We start from the raw sequence: 20,720 nt of genomic DNA, 5'->3' as shown, positions 1-20,720 counted from the left end.
GAAGGCTATATCCAAAATCAACAAAGTTCACTATGATAGCCGCGATGTCATTCATAACCTGTGGTTGCCTGGGATTGGATTCAACCATATACCTGGGCACCGCAGTTTTCCTGTATGTATTTTATGCTAGTCTTCGGGGGCTACAGGAACCAGCCGTAGCTGTGTAAGCCTTTACCAAGCAGGTTTACGCCCAAATAACAAATCCAAACCACCAGAAACCCCGCACTGGCTAAGATCGCAGGCTTACGCCCCTGCCAGCCCTTGGTAATCCGGGTATGCAAATAGGCCGCAAACACCAACCAGGTAATCAGTGCCCAGGTTTCTTTTGGGTCCCAACTCCAGTAAGATCCCCATGCCTCATTTGCCCAGACTGCACCAGCAATAATGCCGATCGTCAGCAATGGAAATCCCAGCCCGATCATCCGATAACTGAGATTATCAAGGGTTTCGCCCAGGCTCAAGCGCTTAAGCGATAGTTGTGGTTGTGGCTCGCTCTGGTTTTGCGGTGGATCTAAAACCAACGTGCTACCCTGGCTCCCATTACCAGGAATGTTAGCAGCTACTAATTGCTCACCATTATGATCCTGGCGCGGTTGAGACACTTGCTGATCCCGCTGCCCATTGGCACTAGGTGGGGTCAGGCTCAGTCCTAAAGAGTTACCGCTCAGCTTGATTGGTTGGCCACGTGTCACGATCAAAAAGGCGATCGCCAACACACTTCCCACCATCAACGCCGCATAACTGAGCAGCATCACCGAAACATGCATCATCAACCAGTTGGATTTGAGTGCTGGTACCAGGGGCTCAGCGGCTTGCATTTGATCCGGCAAAGCCAGGGCTGCAAACGCAGTAATACCCATTGCCACCGGCGCAGTAAAAGCACCGATCAACTTTCTGCCATTGTTCTCGGCATTACCAATGCTATTGGCCACCAGATGCATTGTAGTAATGCCCCAGGCCAGGAAAAACAAGGATTCATATAAATTACTGAGGGGGAAATAGCCGGCCTCGATCCACCTTGCGCCCAGGAGCGTAGCGATACTCAGGTTGGCGATCGCCATGCCAGCAGTACCAATCTGCCGTAACCAGCCAGCACCAGGGAAAGCCAGGTTCACCCAGTAAACCAACATGGTCAAAAACAGGATCGCAAAGGAAATATTATCTAAAAGGTTTTGCAAGGCAACAAGTTGCATCCGGTCGATTCTCCAGTAAGCTCTTGATCTGTATTCAATTTTACTCTTTCTGTGCGATCACTGCGTAAAACGGATCGCCACCACCCAAACCAAGCAACTGCATAATCGGCAATGTTACTGGTGCCGCCTTGGCAATTATTTCCGGTTTACCAAATCCCGTTACCGAAGCAAAATAGCGCTGTACCAGCTTCACCCGATCGCCCTCGGAGCTATCTCGCCAGGCCGCGATCGCCTTTTGATAGAACATCCGATTAGAAAAACTCACGATCGCCACGCCACCAGGTTTCAAAATGCGGCACATTTCCGTGAAAACCACCTCTGGCTGTTGCAGATACTGCACCGAAACAGTATTCAACACCGCATCAAAATCATTGTCTGGCAATGGCAACTTCGGCTCTTGATTCAAATTCTGGACAAAATAATGATCCAGGCGCGAATTCTTGGCCAACTCCTGCTCATTCATGCCATGCCCCTCCACATGGGCAAACTCCAGATCCGCTGGCAAATGCGACACCCAACTACTCATCATGTCAAAAATACGGCTGTTTGGCTGCAATCGCTCCCGATACAATTCAGTCAACTGGCCAATAAACCCATTATCAACATGGGTGACCAAACGGGGATAATCATAAAAAAGCGTATCATCGGTTTCATCCAACTTATTGCGCTGCTGCGGTAATAGCACCATAGACCTTATTTAGTAGATATTTAGTAGGTAGATAGTTAGCGTTATCAGTTATTCAATTCTCATCTTAACAATACTTAATGTCCATGTAGGCAGCAGAATTTAAACTAGCCCACAATCGCAGGCAATTCCCAGCCAACAAGTTAGACTAGATTTAAGCAAAATAGATAGTAGTACAATATTCTTGCTACACCAGATCCTATCTTAGATAATGGAGCAACCAACCCAGCCATCAAAACCAATCGATATCAACCGCCTGCAACAAGCCCTGAGTGTGGAAGCAGAGCGGGGGTTTGGCAACCTTCAGGGTAGGGAACATCTGTTTGCTGACTTTTTGGGGAGTAGTTTAGGGCAGAGTAGTTGGCACCGCGCCGATCGTGATCGGGCACAAACCCTGGCTGGTGAATATGGCAAATATGATCAATTGCGGTTATCGCAACGAAAGCATTTGGTGGCTGAAACACGACGCTTTTTATACGATGTGCGACGACGGGAGTTGGTCAGCGATCGCCCCCCCGCCAAGGAGAAGATCGCCAAGACTACGCCGCTGAAGGTGGAAGCAAGTAAATCGACTCAGTCCAGTGCCTACCGCAAGCCCAATCAAAATTTGCGATTGGATTCCCCTTTACAATACCTGGAAGGAGTGGGGCCAAGAATTGCCGAGCGATTGGCGAACCGATTGGAGCTGCATACGGTCGCGGATATGCTTAACTATTATCCCCGCGATCACGTTGACTATGCCCGACAGGTGAAGATCAAAGACCTTAATGATGGCGAGACCGTTACGATCATTGGCACAATTCGCCGATTTAGTTGTTTTACCAGTCCTAAGAATAAAAAATTAACGATCGTAGAAGTGATGGTTAGCGATCACACTGGCTCAATCAAGCTGAATCGGTTCTGGACTGGCACCCGCTACAGTAACTATGGCTGGCAGCAGCAACAAAAAAGCCAATATCCCAAGGGCGCAACGGTGGCGGCTTCTGGGGTAGTGAAGCGCAGTAAGTATGGTCTGACCCTGGATAATTTTGAAATTGAAGTCCTGGAGCATTCGCAAGATCGAATTGAATCCCATACGATCGGGCGGGTGGTGCCGATCTATCCCCTCAGCGAAGGAATCTCGCCAGAACTGATTCGCCGCGTAGTAGTGCAATGCTTGCCAGTGGTTAATCAAATAAAAGATCCATTGCCGGAGAAACTAATTAAGGAACATAAACTAATTAAATTGGCTAAGGCGATCGCCCAGGTTCACTATCCCCCAGACAGCCACGCGCTGAATGATGCCGTAAAGCGATTGACCTTCGATAAATATTTCTATCGCCGCCTGGTTTCGCTCTATCGCCGCAATCAACAGCAAGCCTCACCCTTCATAGCCCAAAGTAAGCTGGTGGATGAATTTGAGCAGCGTTTACCGTTCCAATTGACCAATGCCCAGCAACGTTGTGTGAATGAGATCCGCGCCGATCTGCAACGAAATACCCCCATGAATCGATTGTTGCAGGGGGATGTGGGTGCTGGGAAAACAGTCGTTTCCGTATTTGCCTTACTCACCGCGATCGAATCCGGCTTCCAAACCGCATTGATGGCTCCCACTGAAGTCCTGGTGGAACAGCATTACCGCAAAATTGTCGATTGGTTTAATTTGCTCAATCTCCCCGTAGAACTGCTAACCGGTTCCACAAAGGCAGCCAAACGCCGCCAGATTCTCGCTCAATTGGAAACTGGAGAGCTACCCTTGGTCATCGGTACCCATGCCCTGATTCAAGATGGAGTTAACTTTCACCGCCTGGGTCTGGCTGTAATTGACGAACAACACCGATTTGGCCGTGACCAGCGATCGCGCCTGCTCCAGAAGGGCACCGATCCCCATGTATTGATCATGACCGCCACGCCGATTCCCCGTACCCTCTATTTAACCAATTCAGAAATAGAAGTCAGCCTGATCGACGAACTACCACCAGGCCGTAAGCCCATTCAAACTAATCTCTTGAAAGGTGCACAAAGACGCGATGCCTATGAACTAATGCGAAGGGAGATCGCCCAGGGTCGGCAGGTATATATTGTTTTCCCTTTGGTAGAAGAATCAGAAAAAATGGCGGATATGAAAGCAGCGATCGCCGAGCGGGAAAAACTCCAAAAATCAATCTTCCCCAATTTCAAGGTTGGTCTGTTGCATGGCCAGATGAGTTCTGCCGAGAAAGAAGAAGCAATCAATGCCTTCCGCGATCGCCAGAGTGATATTCTAGTAGCGACCACTGTGGTAGAGGTGGGCGTGGATGTGCCGAATGCCTCGGTGATGCTAATTGAACATGCCGATCGATTCGGGCTTGCTCAGTTACATCAGTTGCGGGGTCGGGTCGGGCGTGGTGCGGCTCAATCCTATTGTTTACTAATGAGTAGTTCTAAATCAGAAACCGCCCAAGAACGCCTCAAGGTATTGGAGCAATCGCAGGATGGCTTTTTTATTGCCGAGCGTGATTTCCAAATTCGTGGTAAAGGAAAAGACGAAGGAACAGAACAATCGGGTCATGCGGGATTCTCGATCGACGATCGCCTCCCCGATGAAGAAACTAGGCAACAGTTATATCAAGAGGCCAGAGCAGCCGCAGAAAGCATTTTAACTGAAGATATCACCTTAGAGAGCTTTCCTGCCCTCAAGACTGAATTTGAACATCACTACCAACGCTTGCAAGGGGGAGCGATCTTCACCTAGTTGCTTTAACTACTAATTAAGCACTTCAATCACCACACCAAAATCTAAGCTATTTGGCCGGACATTAGATTCCGTCGAACTTTTTAGCTTTTGCCCCCGTCAATCAACTCATCACGCAAAACAATAAAAAGTAAATAGGAATTATTCTCATGCTTAAGAGACTTCTGGTTGTAGCCACAGCAGTAGCGGCTGCTCCTTTTTCTGGTGCCGCGATCGCCCAAACTCCTTGGGTGGAGGTATATACAAACCCGCAAGCTAGTATCTCGGTAGGGATGGCGCAGAAGGTGCAAGGAACTTCGGCACTAGTAGATTTTTCGGTAGGACATCAGAAGCTAAATGGCGAAATGACAGACGGTGCAGTGAGTGTGATCATGGCAGTAACTGGCTCGTGCCAAACCCGCGAATATGCGATCACCAGTGCGGAAGCCTTTGATGCCCAGGGCAATTCGATCCCCGATACCTATGTGCGCTACAACAGCCCTCAGGTTAGACAGGCCAGCCCTCAATCGGTTAGCTACATGGCGCTTAAGCAGGCTTGTGAATCAACTAGTCAATCTTTCCAACAGGCGAGTTTCGATCAATAGATTTTCTAGTTTGGTCTCTGTTTGGCTATAGATTAATTGTGGTTATATGTGTAGAGATGGGAGGGTGCGATCGCTCTCCTTTTTGCTATGTTAAGTTATGCTCCTAAAATGCTATCTATTCAAGCCATGAGTATGACTCCTGATGATAAGAAAATCCAGCAAATCCTCACCGAAGCAAAAACGATCGCTCTGGTCGGCTATTCCCCCAAGCCAGCACGGCCTAGCTATCAGATCGGTAGATTCCTGAAGCAAGCAGGTTACAAGGTTTATCCCGTCAATCCAATTATTAAAGAAATCGATGGCGAGCAATGTTATCGCTCCTTAAGGGAAGTTCCTAAACCGATCGATATTGTGAATGTATTTCGTCGATCGGAATTCCTACCCGAAATTATTGAGCAAGCGATCGCCATTAACGCTAAAACTATCTGGGCACAGTTAGATATCTATGACCAAGCTGCGGCAGAGAGAGCGATCGCCGCCGGATTGAATGTAATCATGGATTCTTGTATCAAGATCGAATACTTGCGATTGGGGATTAAGAAGTATAGCGATCGTTGAATACCATAATCTAGCTAAGAAACATAAAAGCAATACTTTGTCTTTACAATATGGGTGACATATACTAATATAGAATCAATGTGGATGGAATTGATGTTTGTCAATTTCCAATTAAGTATTTCCATTGCTTATTTACTATGCTGTTCAAAAACAAATGGTTAAGCTGGTAAATAGCTTTGAAACGGGGAATTAGCTTCTGAGTTGCTTTGGTTGCAAACATTTCTTGCAATCTACCTTCTTGTGTGTTTTTAACCAGGAAGCAAGGCAGCTCATAGAAAATGAAGCACTGAAGAGAATCAAGAGGTAATAGACAAATATGAATTACTTGACTAATAACAATCTAATCAAGCAATCTAATCATCAACATAGTCATAATAAGTTAATGAAGAGGTTAAGCGTTGGTGTATTAGCATTTACGGCCGCAAGTATAGGATTGATGGGCTGTCAAAGGATTAACAAACCTAGGGTTGGCGCGGCAATGGCAGCAGAGCCGATCGAAGCCAGTGCTGTAGATACCAATGCACAACTTGATCAATATTTGAATGATACTATAACCATTACAGGTGATATCAAGGAACGCTTTACCACTGATTCGTTTATTATCAGCGATAATGGTCTATTCGGCGGCGAAGAGATTTTAGTTATCAATGATACAGGCGAGAACTTCGCATTCCCTGATGATACAATCTCGGTAAGGGCGACAGGTGAAGTTAAGCGCTTTTTTGTAACCGACCTTGATACCAGAATCAATTGGGATTTAACTATCGATCGCCTCAAAACCTATGAAGGCAAGCCTGTAATTATGGCTTCTTCGATCCATGCCGCCCCTGCGATCGAGGAAGTGGCAGATAACCCAACTGAGTTCTACGGCCAAGATATTTCCCTACAAGGACAGGTCGGTAGAATCGTCAGCCTGAATTCCTTCATGCTCAGAGAGAATGAATTGATCGACGAAGAAGCTGTGCTGGTAATCGATCTAACTAATAAAGATGCGGCTAGTTCTGGTGAGGTTGTAGCCGTAAGTGGGCAACTGCGTCCCTTCATTGTGACTGAAATTAATGAAGAGTTCCAACTTGGTTGGGATCTTGACCTGCAACGTAAACTCGAAGTAGAACTTACCAATAAGCCGGTGCTGATCGCTGATGAGTTAGTCAGAGAGGCTGATAGCTCTAACAATTAGATTTGGTTCAGCCGCCGTGAGTTCATTTTCTTCTCTCTAAACACTGAAATACTGAAATACCCAGCGCAGAGTTGGCCGGTCAGTCGGTTTACCCCTTTGATCGGCAATTATATCGCCAGCACGTGCTAAAGCCTGCTGTAACTTGCGCTGCCCGAGTGAATAGAAGCGATTAGTTCAGAGTAATACCATAGCGATCGCTAATTCGAGTCTGATGCTGGCTTGCTTTGCAACTTCGTCTTTACCCGCAGTCTGGGTTTATGATTTGGTGGATTTGGTGTTGTTTTAGTTTGGCCTTTGGGCTTGGCGATCACCTGCCACCCCTTCGATCGCGGCATCACTGGTTTGGGTGGTTCTCGGCAGACTTTGATCTCCTTGGCCGAACTGCTTGCTGCTGTTTTTGCAATTAATGGCTGTGGCGCGGTTGTACCATTATTATTAATTGGTTGGCTAAGGGAATTGGATTTTGTACCATTCAAACCATTTCTCGATCGCACTTGAAGTAATTGAATTTGCTTGTGATCAGGCTGAGGTGGCAACTGTTCAGGTTTAAAAATGGCTCCAGTGGTGTTAGCACCACGTAGATTAGTTTGGGTTAAGTTAGCCTCCATCAATCTTGCCCTGGTCAAGTTGACATTACTGAAATTGGCACGGAGCAGGAAAGCAGCAATCAGGATCGCTTCTTCTAGGTTCGCATTGGTGAAGTTGGCACAATTCAAATTGGCATTGCTCAGGTTGGCTCTGATCAATGAGGCTTCGCAACCGATCGCCTTGGTTAAATTTGCCCCAGCCAGATTCGCACCGCTAAGATTGGTTTTGACCAAAAAAGCCCCCTCTAAATTAGCACCAGTAAGATCAGCCCCAATTAAACTAGCACCATTGAGATTTGCTCCGGCTAGGTTGGCGTTGCGGAGATTTGCCTTGTTGAGGCTCGATCGCGGCATGGTGGCATTATCCAAATCTGCACCAACTAATTGCGCCCCACCGAAATAAGTAGCGATCGCGCTTATCCCCTGCAAACATGCACCATTGAGATTTGCCTTACCCAGATCGCCATGATCTAAACAAGCGTTGCTCAGCACCACATTAACCAGATTTGCTTGATTGAGATTTACCTTGCCCAAATTTAAACCCACAAAATTTCGCTCTCCTGCCGCATAGGTACGCAAGAGAAGATCGGCAACTTGGCGATCGGTGCCTAACTTTGGTCTGGCATCTGGCATGATTTAGAGCTTAATTATTCATTCCCACTGGTTCAGCGACAAGCTTGAATATCTTGAATATTGGGTTAGTTCAAGCATTGGGTTGGATTCTTCCTATCGATAAGATCCATTTAAGCCGAATAGTCTTAATTCTGATATTAGGTGTTTGTACTAGATCGTTTACCCAGAAAACTTAGATCCCTAAAGCATAATTGCAAAATTCTTTACCCCTTGAGCGCTCAGGCGATAATAAGCTACAGGACTCAAAGATTTTGGGAGGACAAGATAAATATATATCCTCTTCCTGATTGCCTGGGCAAAGCTTTTAGAAGGCCACAGACTAACTTATCCATTCACTGGCTGGATCAAGCTAAATTTGTTTTATTTACTCGATCGCCTCTTTAAGTCTATTTAATCTCGAATTTATGTCAATTTAACTTCTCGATCATGGCAGCTAAAAAACTCAACCTCGATAGTTTTGTAGTTAAACCCAACGCCAAGGTTAAACTAAGCAACTTTGACCCTGGGTTTACCAATGGCTATGAAGATAAAAAAGCTGCTCGTGCTCAGTTAGATGCCGGAGTAAAGCAATTAGCTAAATATCAAGATGTGCTTTATGCCCATGACCAATATGCGGTTTTGCTGATTTTCCAGGCAATGGATGCGGCGGGTAAGGATAGTACGATTAAGCATGTGATGTCGGGAGTGAATCCGCAAGGCTGCCAGGTTTTCAACTTCAAGGCTCCTTCTGACGAAGAGCTGGATCATACTTTTTTGTGGCGATCGATGAAGTGCCTGCCGGAGCGTGGCCGGATTGGGATTTTTAATCGTTCTTACTATGAAGAAGTTTTGATCGCACGGGTTCACCCAGAAATTTTAGGCAAGCAAAAGCTACCCACCAAACTAGTAGATCAAAAGATCTGGCAGCAGCGATTTGAGGATATTAATAACTTTGAGCACTATTTAACTAATAATGGCGTGGTGGTAGTGAAGTTCTTTTTGCACTTGTCGAAACAGGAACAAAAGAAGAGATTTTTGGCACGGATCGATCGCCCCGCAAAAAATTGGAAGTTCCATATTGCTGATGTGCAGGAACGCCAATTCTGGGATGAGTACAATGATGCCTATGAAGATGTGTTTAACCACACCAGCACCAAATGGGCTCCCTGGCATATTATTCCGGCCGATCACAAGTGGTTTACGCGCTTGGTGGTGGCAAAAATCATTGTGAAGAAGTTAGAAAAGCTGAAGTTGCATTATCCTAAGATGAGCGACGATCACCGCCATCATTTGATCCAGGCCAGAATGATGCTGGAAAGTGAGGAATAGTGATAGTACCTGATTGGCTAGGCCAAAGGGTGATCCAAAGGGGCGATCGTCTGGCTTTAGTATTCGAGCAAAAGGAATGGACATATGCTCAATTAGCTGAGCAGGTAACGGAACTAACTGGACTATTAATTAAGCAGGGCATCAAGCCTGGGGATTATGTAGCGGTTTTGATGGCGAATCGATCGGAATATGTATTCTTGATCCATGCTTTGGCCAGGATTGGTGCGATCGCAGTTTTTTTAAATACTCGTCTGAGCGCCGTGGAAATAAGCTGGCAGTTAGGGCACAGCGGTTCTTCTTGGTTGATTTATGATCAGCTAAATAAAACAACGGGGACAGAAGCGATTGTGATCACAAGTTCTCAATTAGATCAGGATGTAAATCTAAAAGCGATTGCGATCGACTCACTAAACCTGACAACAAAACCGGATCAGAACCACGATTATGAATCCAAGTCTAATCCTAAAAACAAAAATCTTAAACTCAAAAATACTTATGCTTTACAGCATTCTAATCTACTAGAACATAATGCAAATATCGATCTTAAGGTAGTGCAAGCGATCGTCTATACCTCTGGTACAACCGGAAAACCGAAGGCGGTGCAGCTTACCTATGGCAATCATTTTTTTAGTGCTACGGCAGCGGCGTTTAATTTAGGCATCGAACCAGACTGCGATCGTTGGCTGGTCTGTTTGCCCCTGTTTCATGTGGGGGGCTTGGCAATTGTCTGGCGCAGTGTGATTTATGGCAGCGCCTTGATTTTACAACCAAAGTTTGAGCAGGAACAGGTAATTGAGGCGATCGCAAATCAGCCTATTACGATCGTTTCATTAGTTCCTACGATGCTGAAGCGAATTATGGCGAATGCTACTTTTGAGTCTTCCCTTTCCCATTGGCAAAAATTGCGGACAATCCTGCTGGGGGGAGCGCCTGTGGATAAAAGACTATGGCAAAGATGTTTAGAGTTAGATTTACCGATCGCTCCTACCTATGGCCTCACCGAGGCAGCTTCGCAGGTGGCGACCCTTACTCCCACTGAGGCAAAATCTAAAATCGGTTCCGCTGGCCGATCGTTGCTATGCAATCAAATTCGGATCATAGCGATCGATGCGATTAATCCTCAAGAAGAAATCAGCAAACAGCACAGTAATTTCAATAGTAAGCCTAGTTACGAATTACCGTCAGGCGAGATTGGCCAGATTCAGGTCAGGGGGACGAACGTTACGATCGGTTACCTAAATAATTCAATACGGACATTCCCATCCATTCAAAAAGCAATCGATCAATCTGGCTCAAAACATGACCAGGACTGGTTCTCCACCGGTGATCTTGGTTGTTTGGATTCAGAAGGATTTCTATATGTGGTCAATCGTCGTCATGATTTGATTATTAGCGGCGGTGAGAATATTTATCCTGCCGAAGTTGAAGCATTGCTGGCAAATCATCCTTTACTTAAAAAGTTCAAGGAATTCTGCGTAATTGGTACAGACTGTCCAGAATGGGGGCAGCAGGTTACCGTGGCGATCGTAAATGATGCTGGGAATGATACCAAGCTTGAGCCCAGTCTTACCTTAGAGACATTAAGGGAGTTCTGCCAGACCCATAATTTAGCTCGCTATAAGCTGCCCAAGGCGATCGCTATTATCTCAGCAATGCCCCGGACAGCTTCAGGGAAAATCGATCGGCAGAAACTTAGAGAACTAATTGAGCAAAAAGATAGGTTATGAATAGTTAGGAACTCACCCCCTCCACCTTGGCGATCTCCAGTAGCGTCTTCAACACCGAGTCAGGATTAAGACTGATCGAGTTGATACCCTGTTCAACCAGAAAGCGGGCAAACTCAGGGTAATCACTGGGAGCCTGACCACAAATGCCAATTTTGCGATTGTTCCGCTTAGCCTTCTCGATCACGATCCGCACCATATCTTTAACGGCCTGGTTCCGTTCATCAAAAATATGTGCCACCAGGGAAGAATCCCGATCCAATCCCAGGGTGAGTTGGGTCAGGTCATTTGAGCCGATCGAGAACCCATCAAATACTTCACTGAATTGATCGGCTAAAATTACATTGCTAGGAATCTCACACATCACATATACTTGCAAATCATTCTCACCCCGCACCAGGCCATGCTTAGCCATTTCTGCCAACACTTTACGTCCTTCGTCGGGAGTTCGGCAGAACGGAATCATCGGGATTACATTGGTCAAACCCATTTGATTACGCACTTGCTTGAGTGCCTGACATTCCAGGGCATAGGCTTCCCGGTAGCGATCGTCATAATAGCGGGATGCCCCACGCCAACCGATCATCGGATTTTCTTCTTTGGGCTCAAATTGCTCCCCTCCCAGTAGGTTCGCATATTCATTACTCTTGAAGTCAGACATTCTCACTACCACTGGATTGGGATAAAAGGCCGCTGCGATCATCGCTATTCCTTGAGCCAGCTTATTTACAAAGAAATCAGGCTTATGGGGATATAGAGCTGTGAGGGTTGCGATCTCTTGCTTTACCGCCTCATCAGTCAGTTCGTCATAATGCAATAAAGCCAGTGGATGCGCTTTAATATGATTGGCAATAATAAACTCAAACCGAGCCAAGCCCACACCATCGCAGGGAATACTGGCCAGACCAAAGGCTTCCTCTGGATTACCCACATTCATCAAAATTTGGGTGCGGGTGCGTGGTAGATTGCCTAGCTCTACTTCTTTCACCTTGAAAGGAACCAAACCAGCATAGATTCGACCTTCTTCACCTTCGGCGCAAGAAACTGTGATTTCCTGGCCAGGACTGACTTTGCTGGTGGCATCCCCACAGCCAACGATCGCTGGGATCCCCATTTCCCTGGCAATAATCGCCGCATGACAGGTGCGTCCCCCTTGATTGGTCACGATCGCACTGGCTTTTTTCATGATCGGTTCCCAGTCTGGATCAGTACGATTGGTAACCAGCACTTCGCCAGCTTGGAATTGGGCTGCCTGGTGTACATCTAAAATGACTCGCGCTTTACCCTGACCAATCATCTCACCTACAGCTCGACCGATCGCTACAATCTCCCCCTCTGCTTGGAGGTGATAGCTGCGGAGAATATTCCCTGATTTTTGTGATTGCACTGTTTCTGGCCGCGCCTGAACAATGAACAGCTCATCAGTAATACCATCCTTAGCCCATTCAATGTCCATCGGTGTGAACATGCCGCGCACCTGGGAATAGTGGTCTTCAATGATGCAAGCCCATTTGGCTAGTTGGAGAATTTCTGCATCGTTGATTGCATATTTAACTCGATCGCTGACGGGCACAGACATATTTTTGGTCATCTTGCTGCCGCCCAAGTCATAGACCATTTTGATTTCTTTCGTGCCCAAGCGCTTGGTCAAAATTGGCTGGAAGCCCTGCTGGAGCGTCGGTTTAAACACAAAATATTCATCTGGATTAACCGCACCCTGCACCACATTCTCACCCAGGCCATAGGCAGCCGTAACCAGGGCAGCATTCTTAAATCCAGTTTCCGTATCGATCGAAAACATTACCCCTGAAGCGGCCAGATCGGAACGTACCATTTTTTGCACGCCCACCGAGAGAGCCACATTAAAATGGTCAAAGCCCTTGATGGTGCGATAGGAAATAGCCCGATCGGTAAAAATTGAAGCAAAGCAACGATGGCAGGCATTAAGCACCGCCCTGGTTCCATGCACATTTAAATAGGTTTCCTGTTGCCCCGCAAAACTGGCATCGGGTAAGTCTTCAGCTGTGGCACTCGATCGCACCGCCACATCTGTGTTAGCGCCATAGCGATCGCAAAGCTGGTGATACGCAGCAATAATTTCTGTCTCCAGCGCAGCGGGGAAAGGAGTCTCTAGCAGTAGCGATCGCGCCTGCCGACCAACCGATCGCAGGTTCTCGACATCTTCTACATCTAGATTTGCAAATAGTTCTCTTAGCTTAGCTTCCAGTCCTGCCTCACTAATAAATTGTCGATAGGCATAGGCGGTGGTGGCAAACCCATTGGGAACAATTACTCCTTTAGGCGTTAGTTCTTGAATCATTTCCCCCAGGGAGGCATTCTTGCCACCTACCAAGGGCACATCGGCAATGCCAACTTGTTCAAACCAAAGCACTAATGCTGTTTCTTTATTAAGATTAGCCGTGGCAAACTGATCTACGGTAGTAGTCATAACCCTATTCCTTTTCTTTAGATTGCATATTATTTAAGTCCCCTGAAACTGAGAACGCACACAAAGAAGACATATCCTCCGAGTAACAATCCTGGTAGGTTTAGGAGCGCGGGTTAACCCTTCTTAATTTTAACTCTGGTGTTTAAGGCTGGGATATTTTTATTACATTTGTTTATTAATTTGATGCTGCGATCGTTATTAATTAACACTTTCGCAACTTATGGCTTGTTTAACTAACTAGTCCTTTAGCCCCCACCTTAAAAGCTTAACTTCTAGTTCTTTTGGCCACTCTAAACCTAAGTATTAAGTTAAATCTTTACCCGAAGCATTTTGTTGCCACCCGGTTGAAACTCATAACTCACCGTCTTGACTTCCGTTTTCATTCCCCTCTTTTGCAACTCCGCGATCGTCGGTTCCAACCAGGGTGAAGGCTCGCCAGAAATATCCAGCAATGGGAAAATGCGGGTTTCGCCAGCTACCCGACACATTTCCTCGATCGCTTCGATGTGGAACTGCAACGACAACAACTCCGAATAGCTAAACAAAAAATGCGAGCATAGGGCCAGATCAAATTGCCGATCGCTAAATGGCAGGTTTGGCAGCTCAGCAGTCACATAACGCCCCGCCTTGAGCCCGATTGCATAATCCTCTAAAAACTTCCGCATCGAAGTAATCCGCACCTGACCCAGCTCATTGGGAGATTGAATTTCACCCCACACATAACTATCTAAATTTGCCTTTACGCCCGTAATAATCACCTCATAGGTTTCATCAATCCGATCGGCAATTTCCGAGGCCGAAAAACTATAGATTGGATCACAGGCGATCGCATCATGCTCCATTTTGGTCATCTCTGCCGTAAAACTAGCTGGCCCACTGGCACAATCGAGAATATGCAGCTCCAACTCAACTGGCTTGAGGTCGAACATGCGCATATATTCGGCTAGCGATCGTCCCCAGGGTACAATATCTTTTAATTTCAGTCCCATCTAAATCTCCTTAGCCGCTAATTTGCATACCCAAATATCTTAAATTAGATCAGGTGCATAGCAAGTGGATGGCAAAATTCATCAATTTAATTCCTACCGATGGCTCAATTGCTAAAGAAGCCTCAACACCATGCTAATCCTGGGAAATCCAACATTATACACTAATAGCTAACCCGGAGAATCTGGGCAAACTGCAACTGAATTAGAAATTAGAATATGATTAGATCCGGATCAATCAATTACAGCCCTAGTAGATTGATCTGATTATCAACATCGCAGTTTACAACTTTGAGCCAGATTAATTCCCATGAGTCAAGAAAATAGTCCCGCCATTCCTGCCCCTGAATCAGATCTAGAGCAGGAAGCAACATCAGCAGAAAATGTGATAAATAAGACTAAGACCGCCCAGGAGAAACCAAAAGCACCACCTAGCACGATGAGTATGGTGATTCAAAATCTCAGTGGCGTATTAATGGCAGGGGCGATCGCCGTGGGGTTATATTTCTTTACCAACAGCGTTGCGGTGAAATTAGCCCAAAATCCTATCACCAGTAGTAATACCCTGGCGATGCGAGTGAGCACAACCGTCAGAACTTTTCTATTAGCCCTGGGCACTGGTGCAACCATGATCTTTGGCGTAGTAGCATTGGGTATATTTCTGTTGACAATTCAAGAAGTAATTAAGCGGGGTAAAAAACAGCAGTCCTAATTTTTGCATGTTCAGCATTGCAATCAGCACGATCGAAAAACATTAAACATACAAACTCATGGGGCCTAATTCTGGTTTGCATTGGTTGAGATCGGTAATTGCACCCGTACCACAGTTCCTTTTGCCTCAGTCGAAGTGATTACCAGTTCGCCGTTATGCGCCTCAATAATCCGCGATACGATCGCTAATCCCAGGCCATTCCCCGCTGACTTGGTGGTAAAGAAAGGTTTAGTTAGCTTGGGTAAAACTGCGGGTGGAATCGGCTCGCCACCATTCTGAACATTTATATAAACACAGCAGGGCGGAACTGCAGCACGATCGGGTTCAATTGTAACGCTAATCTTGCTACCGATCGGGCTAGCTTCACAGGCATTGGTAACTAAGTTAATAATTACTTGCTTGATCTTGTCGGCATCCGCTTTTACGAATAATGGTGTGGTTACGGTTGTGAATTGGATCTGATGGGACATTACCGTGGGATTGTCCTGCAAAGTTTCGAGAATCTTTTCTACATAAGCACCAATTTCAATATATTCCTTTTCCAGGGAAGGTTCCTTCGCATAGAGCAAAATCTCGTTGAGTAATCGCTTTAGGCGATCGCCTTCACTAGATGCAAGATTCAGTCGTTTAAGGGCAGCTTGCTCCAGCTCTAACCTTTTAAAGAAATTCAAACCCATCAAAACCGTAGTGAGGGGATTGCGAACTTCATGTACAATCATGGTTGCCAGTTCGCCAATTTCAGCTAGATGCCGGAGGGCACGTTCAGCCGTAAGGCGATCGCTAATATCTCGTACCAAGGCTAGCTCAAGGGTTTCGCCAACGGATTCAAACAGGCTGATCCGGGCTTCGGCGGGGAAAACCGAACCATCGCGGCGGCGATGAATCCCTTCAAGGGCATGGGGTTGATCACAGGAAAACTGACGGCGAATTTCTTCAATCTGCGCCAGGCTATACTTTGTTTCAATATCTGCGATCGAGAGCTGACACATCTCTTCTCGGCTGTAACCATAGGTATCACAGGCGCTCTGGTTTACATCCAAAAGCTGCCCCGCTGAGTTGATCAGCAAGAAAGAATCGGCGGCATTTTCCACCAGAGTCCGAAACCGCATTTCACTATCACGCAGTGCTTTCTCGGCATGTTTACGGGCACGAATATCCCTGACCAGAGCCAAAATACAGGTGCGATCGCCAATTTCGATCGGTGAAGCAGATATTTCACAATCAATTTTTTCACCATTGCTGCCCAGGCAGAATAATTCATCAGTCCAGCCATAGCCCTGGGCATAGACTAAATCCCCAAATTCCTTCAGCTTGGCCATTTCTTCGGGATGAACTTGGGAAATGCTCAAAGTTTTGAGTTCCCCGGTGCTATATCCGAGTAGTTGAGAGGCTTTAGGATTGGCAAGAATAATTTTATCGTTGCCTGGATCGAGAATAAAAATCGCATCGTTGGAAAATTCAAAAATATTCCGAAATCTCTTCTCACTCGCCTTAAGGGCAATTTCGGCTTCTTTCCGTTCCTCAATCTCAGTGGCCAGTTTTTGATTTAACTCTTGCTGCATTTGATAGAGCTGATAGTTGTCGATCGCATTGGCAGCCCGTTCCGCAAAAATGGTAGCCAGTTGCACTTCATCCGCACTAAATTGTCGGGGCGATCGATGAAACGAACAAATAGTACCAATTAAATTACCATCAGCGGTTCGCATTGGCACTCCCAAATAAGCTTGATATCCCTCTGGCGCTTGACCATATTGAGTACAACTATTCGTATCTTCAACCACTAAAGGTTCACCAGTATTAACTACAGTATTGGTGAGAGTACCGTGCAACTCATAGACTTTTTCTGCTGCCGCACCAATGTCAATGGAACTAGCCAGGATTCGATCGGAGCCTTTTTGTTCGTCGCACAGGGTCACAACTGACCAATCCAAGCCAACCAGAACACTCATATTTTTAGCGATCGTATCGAGGTATTCGCTTAATTTGCCACCACGATAGTTTAAGCAAGAGAGAATCTCTAGAGCCTTAGTCTGCCAACTAATCATATCCTGGCGATCGGGAAATGGTGCCTGCATTGCTTAAATTTTTGCTCGAATCCTGCTAAACAATAATATTATCCGCCTTTCCGCTAAGAAGCTATATTGCTCTATTTCAAGACCTAATTTCAATACCTAATTGGAACTTGCAATATCTGCATGATTTTTTGGAGCTTGGCTATAGCCCTAGCCCTGATCCTGCCGCTTCTTTGTTGAGTGAGCTTTGGAGGCGACAAAAAGTTTCGATGTAATCACACATCTCTTTGACCTGCAGCTCGACCCAGGGTAAGCCCACTTCGCCTTTATTTGCACTACTGGCATAGACATGTACCATTGGCTCACCAGCATCCGGCAGCACCAAGACCCAATCATCATCGTCATAGCAAATTTTGATCCCATCGATCAATTCTAGGCGATGGTGTTGATGGGATTCAACCAGATGTCGCATCAAAGAACCCTTAATCCCCCAAGAGCAGCGGATTTTCTGGGCACAATAGTTTACCTGGGGCAGGCTCTGACGCAAGTGCGAAGTCGAACGTTCTTGAATTGTCAGCCATTCAATGATTTTGGCGATCGAGAACATGGCATCAAATCCAGTGTGGAGCTGCGGGAAGATGAAACCCATTTCCGAGGAACCACCTAAAATCACCTCACTATTACTGGCACAGGCCATCATCACCGCAGTGGGATTATCTTTAGTACGCAATACTCTGCCCTGGTGCTTTTTGGCCAGTTGTTCAACAATGCCAGAGACTGACATGGGAATAACGATGGTGCCACGGGGATTGGCCGTAAAAGCCATTTCTGCCATGATTCCGGTCAGGATTTCGCCCCTAATTGCCTTACCTCGTTCATCGATAATCACCAGCTTTTCGCCATTCGCAAACACTTGCACACCAAAGTTTGCTTTTAAGGCAGTTACTACATCACTGAGCTGATCGAGCATCTTTTCTCGATCGCCCCTGGTGGGAGCGCGATCATGCAAACTGGCATTCATTACCACCACATCAGAGCCATATTTACCCAGAATACGCGGCAGCACTGCACCGGAAACAGCATAGGCATAATCGATCACAATTTTTTTGTGACCACTACCCCGCAGCGCTTCTGTGTTCAGGTTCCTGGCAAAGCCACTACTGTAATATTCAAAAATTCTGGAAGGATAGTTAATCTGGCCGATCTCTTCGATTCGGGCACGGCGAAAGTCTTCTTTAAAATAAGTGCCTTCGATCTTTTTCTCTTTTTTCTTATCGATGTTAATGCCATTGTTATCCAAAAACTCGATCAAAATATGATCGCTTTTGTCGGGATGTAACCGCACATGAATGCCCCCTTCCACAGTCAAGCTAGGGGCAATGTAGCGAGCGATCGGAATTGCGGTTGCTTCCAGGTTGCGAATGGTAATTCCCACCGACATTAATCCGGAAATGAGCGATCGGGTCACCATCCGACATACGGTACGTTGATCCCGCGACACCATTACCTGCGCACCAGGCTTGAGGGTAGCGCCATAGGCTGCGCCCAGCTTAACTGCAAATTCAGGTGTAATGTCAATGTTGGCTAAACCAGAAACACCCCGATGGCCAAATAAATTCCGCACCGCCATCGAGCCCCAAATCAAATTGTGATTGAGGGTAGCGCCATCTTCAACTTTTTTCTCTGGCCAGATCCGCACATTGGCGCAAATCCGTGCTTCTTCACCCACCACCGCATTAGCGCCCACCACTGCCCCTTCCATCAGATGGCTGCGGCGACTGATACGGGAATTGCGAGCCACCGTGCAGGCCCATAGATGGCTCTCTTCTCCTACCACAACGCTATTACAAATAATTGGGTGTTGCAGATCGGCATCGGCGCGGATCGTGACATGATCGCCAATGATCGTGCCGGCGGAAATATGCACCCTTGGCCCGATCGAGCAATTATCACCAATCAAAACCGGCGCTTCAATAAAAGCGGTGGGATCGATCATGGTGTTCTGGCCGACCCAGATTCCGGTGCGCAGTTGCAAATATTCCAACTCCAAACTAACCCGATTGCGGATCGCATCGTATTGAGCCTGACGATAGGCATCAAGGGAACCGACATCACACCAGTAGCCATCGGCAATATAGCCATACATGGGCACTTTATTTTCCAGTAAAAGGGGAAAGAGATCCTGGGAAAAATCACTGGGTTCATCAGCAGAGAGATATTGCAATACCTCTGGTTCCAGAATATAAATACCCGTATTGACCGTATCGGAAAATACTTCGCTGCTGGAAGGTTTCTCTAAAAAACGCCTGATTCGATATTGGTCGTCGGTGATTACGACCCCAAAAGCCATCGGATCATTGACTCGCTTCAAGACCAAAGTTGCCTTCGATCCTTTGCGCTGATGAAAGGCGATCGCCTTGCTCAGGTCGATGTCCGTAATGCTATCGCCACTGATCACAATAAAGGTGCTATCCAGTAAATGCTCCACATTTTTGACACAGCCCGCTGTTCCCAATGGCGCATCCTCTTCCACCACATAGCGCATCGTCACATTAAAATCAGAGCCATCACCAAAATAGTCTCTAATCGAGTCCGGCAGATAATGGAGTGTAGCGATCACCTCGTGGATGTGGTGGCGGGTGAGTAGATTCAGGATATGCTCAGTGATCGGTCGATTTAAAATCGAGACCATCGGTTTAGGCAGATCGCAGGTAAGAGGGCGTAACCTAGTACCCGAACCACCTGCCATTAAAACTGCTCTCATTGTTACCTCCAGATGTGCTCCATCTGATGTGATCGGTGGTGATTAGGTTCGATTCTCATGGGACTAACGGAATGGCGCTACTTAAAACTACTTAAGCTAAATAATTAGGGTGGCGGCGATCGCTCTGATTCATGTAGTCTCACTTAGCAATTTGTTCAGCGATTTGTTCCGCAATTTGCGATATCGTTAAGCTTAATCAGGCCGCATACCTATTTACTCTAAATACTCTAATGGTCTATTGGGATTCGCTGGTTCAATATAGCTATTACTCTTTCACATCAGGATTAGCAAATTAGGATTAGTAAGTAACTTTTACAAAACGCTCTTGGCATACAAGTATTTCAAAATATGGCTATTCATCATAATAATGAACTTAGCGCAATACTAGTCTGAGAAAGACGATTAGGGTGCTTTGCAATAACTTTTGATTATCCAACCTGTTTCGACATTTCTGCATAGTTAAGGATCTACAGGTATAAATAGTGGGACTCACTCCAGCATCATTTCCCAAAGCTGCCTATTTAACCATACCGAACCATACCGTTGTTAGATGTTACCGGATTATACTTCTGGCGATCTGACTTGGTGGTTAAGGTGGTTAAGATAGACTATATGCTCAAATATATACCCAT

The 20,720-nt window shown here is 46.2% G+C and carries 14 protein-coding genes; 7 read left to right on the top strand and 7 right to left on the bottom strand.

What is annotated here, in order from left to right; all coding sequences use genetic code 11:
- Nucleotides 1-140: 140 nt before the first annotated feature.
- Both ccsB and PSE7367_RS16285 read right to left on the bottom strand, forming a co-directional pair.
- The gene (gene ccsB / locus PSE7367_RS16290; protein ID WP_015166445.1) at nt 141-1,193 is read right to left on the bottom strand and encodes a c-type cytochrome biogenesis protein CcsB; all 1,053 of its coding nucleotides are present in this window, start codon (nt 1,191-1,193) and stop codon (nt 141-143) included.
- Between the two features lie 40 nt (nt 1,194-1,233).
- Complete coding sequence (locus PSE7367_RS16285; protein WP_015166444.1) at nt 1,234-1,881, bottom strand: methyltransferase domain-containing protein; 648 nt, start codon at nt 1,879-1,881, stop codon at nt 1,234-1,236.
- Between the two features lie 208 nt (nt 1,882-2,089).
- Between PSE7367_RS16285 and recG the strand changes: the two genes are divergently transcribed.
- The 4 genes from recG (at nt 2,090) to PSE7367_RS16265 (ending at nt 6,913) form a co-directional block, all read left to right on the top strand.
- Nucleotides 2,090-4,591 carry an ATP-dependent DNA helicase RecG gene (gene recG, locus PSE7367_RS16280; RefSeq protein ID WP_015166443.1) on the top strand — a complete coding sequence of 834 codons (2,502 nt, stop codon included), beginning with the start codon at nt 2,090-2,092 and terminating at the stop codon, nt 4,589-4,591.
- Between the two features lie 149 nt (nt 4,592-4,740).
- Nucleotides 4,741-5,175 carry a hypothetical protein gene (locus PSE7367_RS16275; protein ID WP_041698565.1) on the top strand — a complete coding sequence of 145 codons (435 nt, stop codon included), beginning with the start codon at nt 4,741-4,743 and terminating at the stop codon, nt 5,173-5,175.
- A 126-nt stretch (nt 5,176-5,301) separates the two neighbouring features.
- Nucleotides 5,302-5,733 (top strand): CoA-binding protein, encoded by a 432-nt coding sequence (locus tag PSE7367_RS16270; protein ID WP_041698564.1) that lies wholly within the window; start codon nt 5,302-5,304, stop codon nt 5,731-5,733.
- 382 nt (nt 5,734-6,115) lie between these two features.
- Entirely contained in the window at nt 6,116-6,913 is a 798-nt protein-coding gene (locus PSE7367_RS16265) for a hypothetical protein (protein ID WP_071881355.1), read from the top strand.
- A 197-nt stretch (nt 6,914-7,110) separates the two neighbouring features.
- Here PSE7367_RS16265 and PSE7367_RS20670 read toward each other — a convergent pair whose 3' ends face one another.
- Complete coding sequence (locus tag PSE7367_RS20670) at nt 7,111-8,133, bottom strand: pentapeptide repeat-containing protein (RefSeq protein WP_015166440.1); 1,023 nt, start codon at nt 8,131-8,133, stop codon at nt 7,111-7,113.
- 426 nt (nt 8,134-8,559) lie between these two features.
- Between PSE7367_RS20670 and PSE7367_RS16255 the strand changes: the two genes are divergently transcribed.
- Nucleotides 8,560-9,441: a polyphosphate kinase 2 family protein gene (locus PSE7367_RS16255; protein WP_015166439.1), complete on the top strand. Its 882-nt coding sequence runs from the start codon at nt 8,560-8,562 to the stop codon at nt 9,439-9,441.
- Nucleotides 9,441-11,168 carry an o-succinylbenzoate--CoA ligase gene (gene menE, locus PSE7367_RS16250; RefSeq protein WP_015166438.1) on the top strand — a complete coding sequence of 576 codons (1,728 nt, stop codon included), beginning with the start codon at nt 9,441-9,443 and terminating at the stop codon, nt 11,166-11,168. Before PSE7367_RS16255 ends, menE begins: the two co-directional genes overlap by 1 nt.
- Before the next feature lie 4 nt (nt 11,169-11,172).
- On the opposite strand, the gene ppsA is transcribed toward menE, so the two are convergent.
- A complete protein-coding gene (ppsA, locus tag PSE7367_RS16245) occupies nt 11,173-13,614 on the bottom strand; it encodes a phosphoenolpyruvate synthase (protein ID WP_015166437.1) in 2,442 nt (813 codons plus the stop codon).
- A gap of 308 nt (nt 13,615-13,922) precedes the next feature.
- Nucleotides 13,923-14,603, bottom strand: coding sequence for a class I SAM-dependent methyltransferase (locus PSE7367_RS16240; RefSeq protein WP_015166436.1), 681 nt, complete (start codon nt 14,601-14,603; stop codon nt 13,923-13,925).
- A gap of 307 nt (nt 14,604-14,910) precedes the next feature.
- Here PSE7367_RS16240 and PSE7367_RS16235 point away from each other — a divergent pair, with 307 nt between their 5' ends.
- A complete protein-coding gene (locus PSE7367_RS16235; protein ID WP_015166435.1) occupies nt 14,911-15,312 on the top strand; it encodes a DUF3082 domain-containing protein in 402 nt (133 codons plus the stop codon).
- Nucleotides 15,313-15,377: 65 nt separating this feature from the next.
- Here the strand turns inward: PSE7367_RS16235 and PSE7367_RS22530 are convergent, their stop codons facing one another.
- Together PSE7367_RS22530 and PSE7367_RS16220 are read right to left on the bottom strand one after the other, a co-directional pair.
- Nucleotides 15,378-17,387 carry a PAS domain S-box protein gene (locus tag PSE7367_RS22530; RefSeq protein WP_015166434.1) on the bottom strand — a complete coding sequence of 670 codons (2,010 nt, stop codon included), beginning with the start codon at nt 17,385-17,387 and terminating at the stop codon, nt 15,378-15,380.
- 139 nt (nt 17,388-17,526) lie between these two features.
- The gene (locus PSE7367_RS16220; RefSeq protein ID WP_015166433.1) at nt 17,527-20,088 is read right to left on the bottom strand and encodes a mannose-1-phosphate guanyltransferase; all 2,562 of its coding nucleotides are present in this window, start codon (nt 20,086-20,088) and stop codon (nt 17,527-17,529) included.
- Nucleotides 20,089-20,720: the final 632 nt, after the last annotated feature.

Source organism: Pseudanabaena sp. PCC 7367 (assembly GCF_000317065.1).
In the GTDB taxonomy this organism is placed as follows: domain Bacteria; phylum Cyanobacteriota; class Cyanobacteriia; order Pseudanabaenales; family Pseudanabaenaceae; genus Thalassoporum; species Thalassoporum mexicanum.
This window is presented reverse-complemented; position numbering and strand designations above follow the sequence as displayed.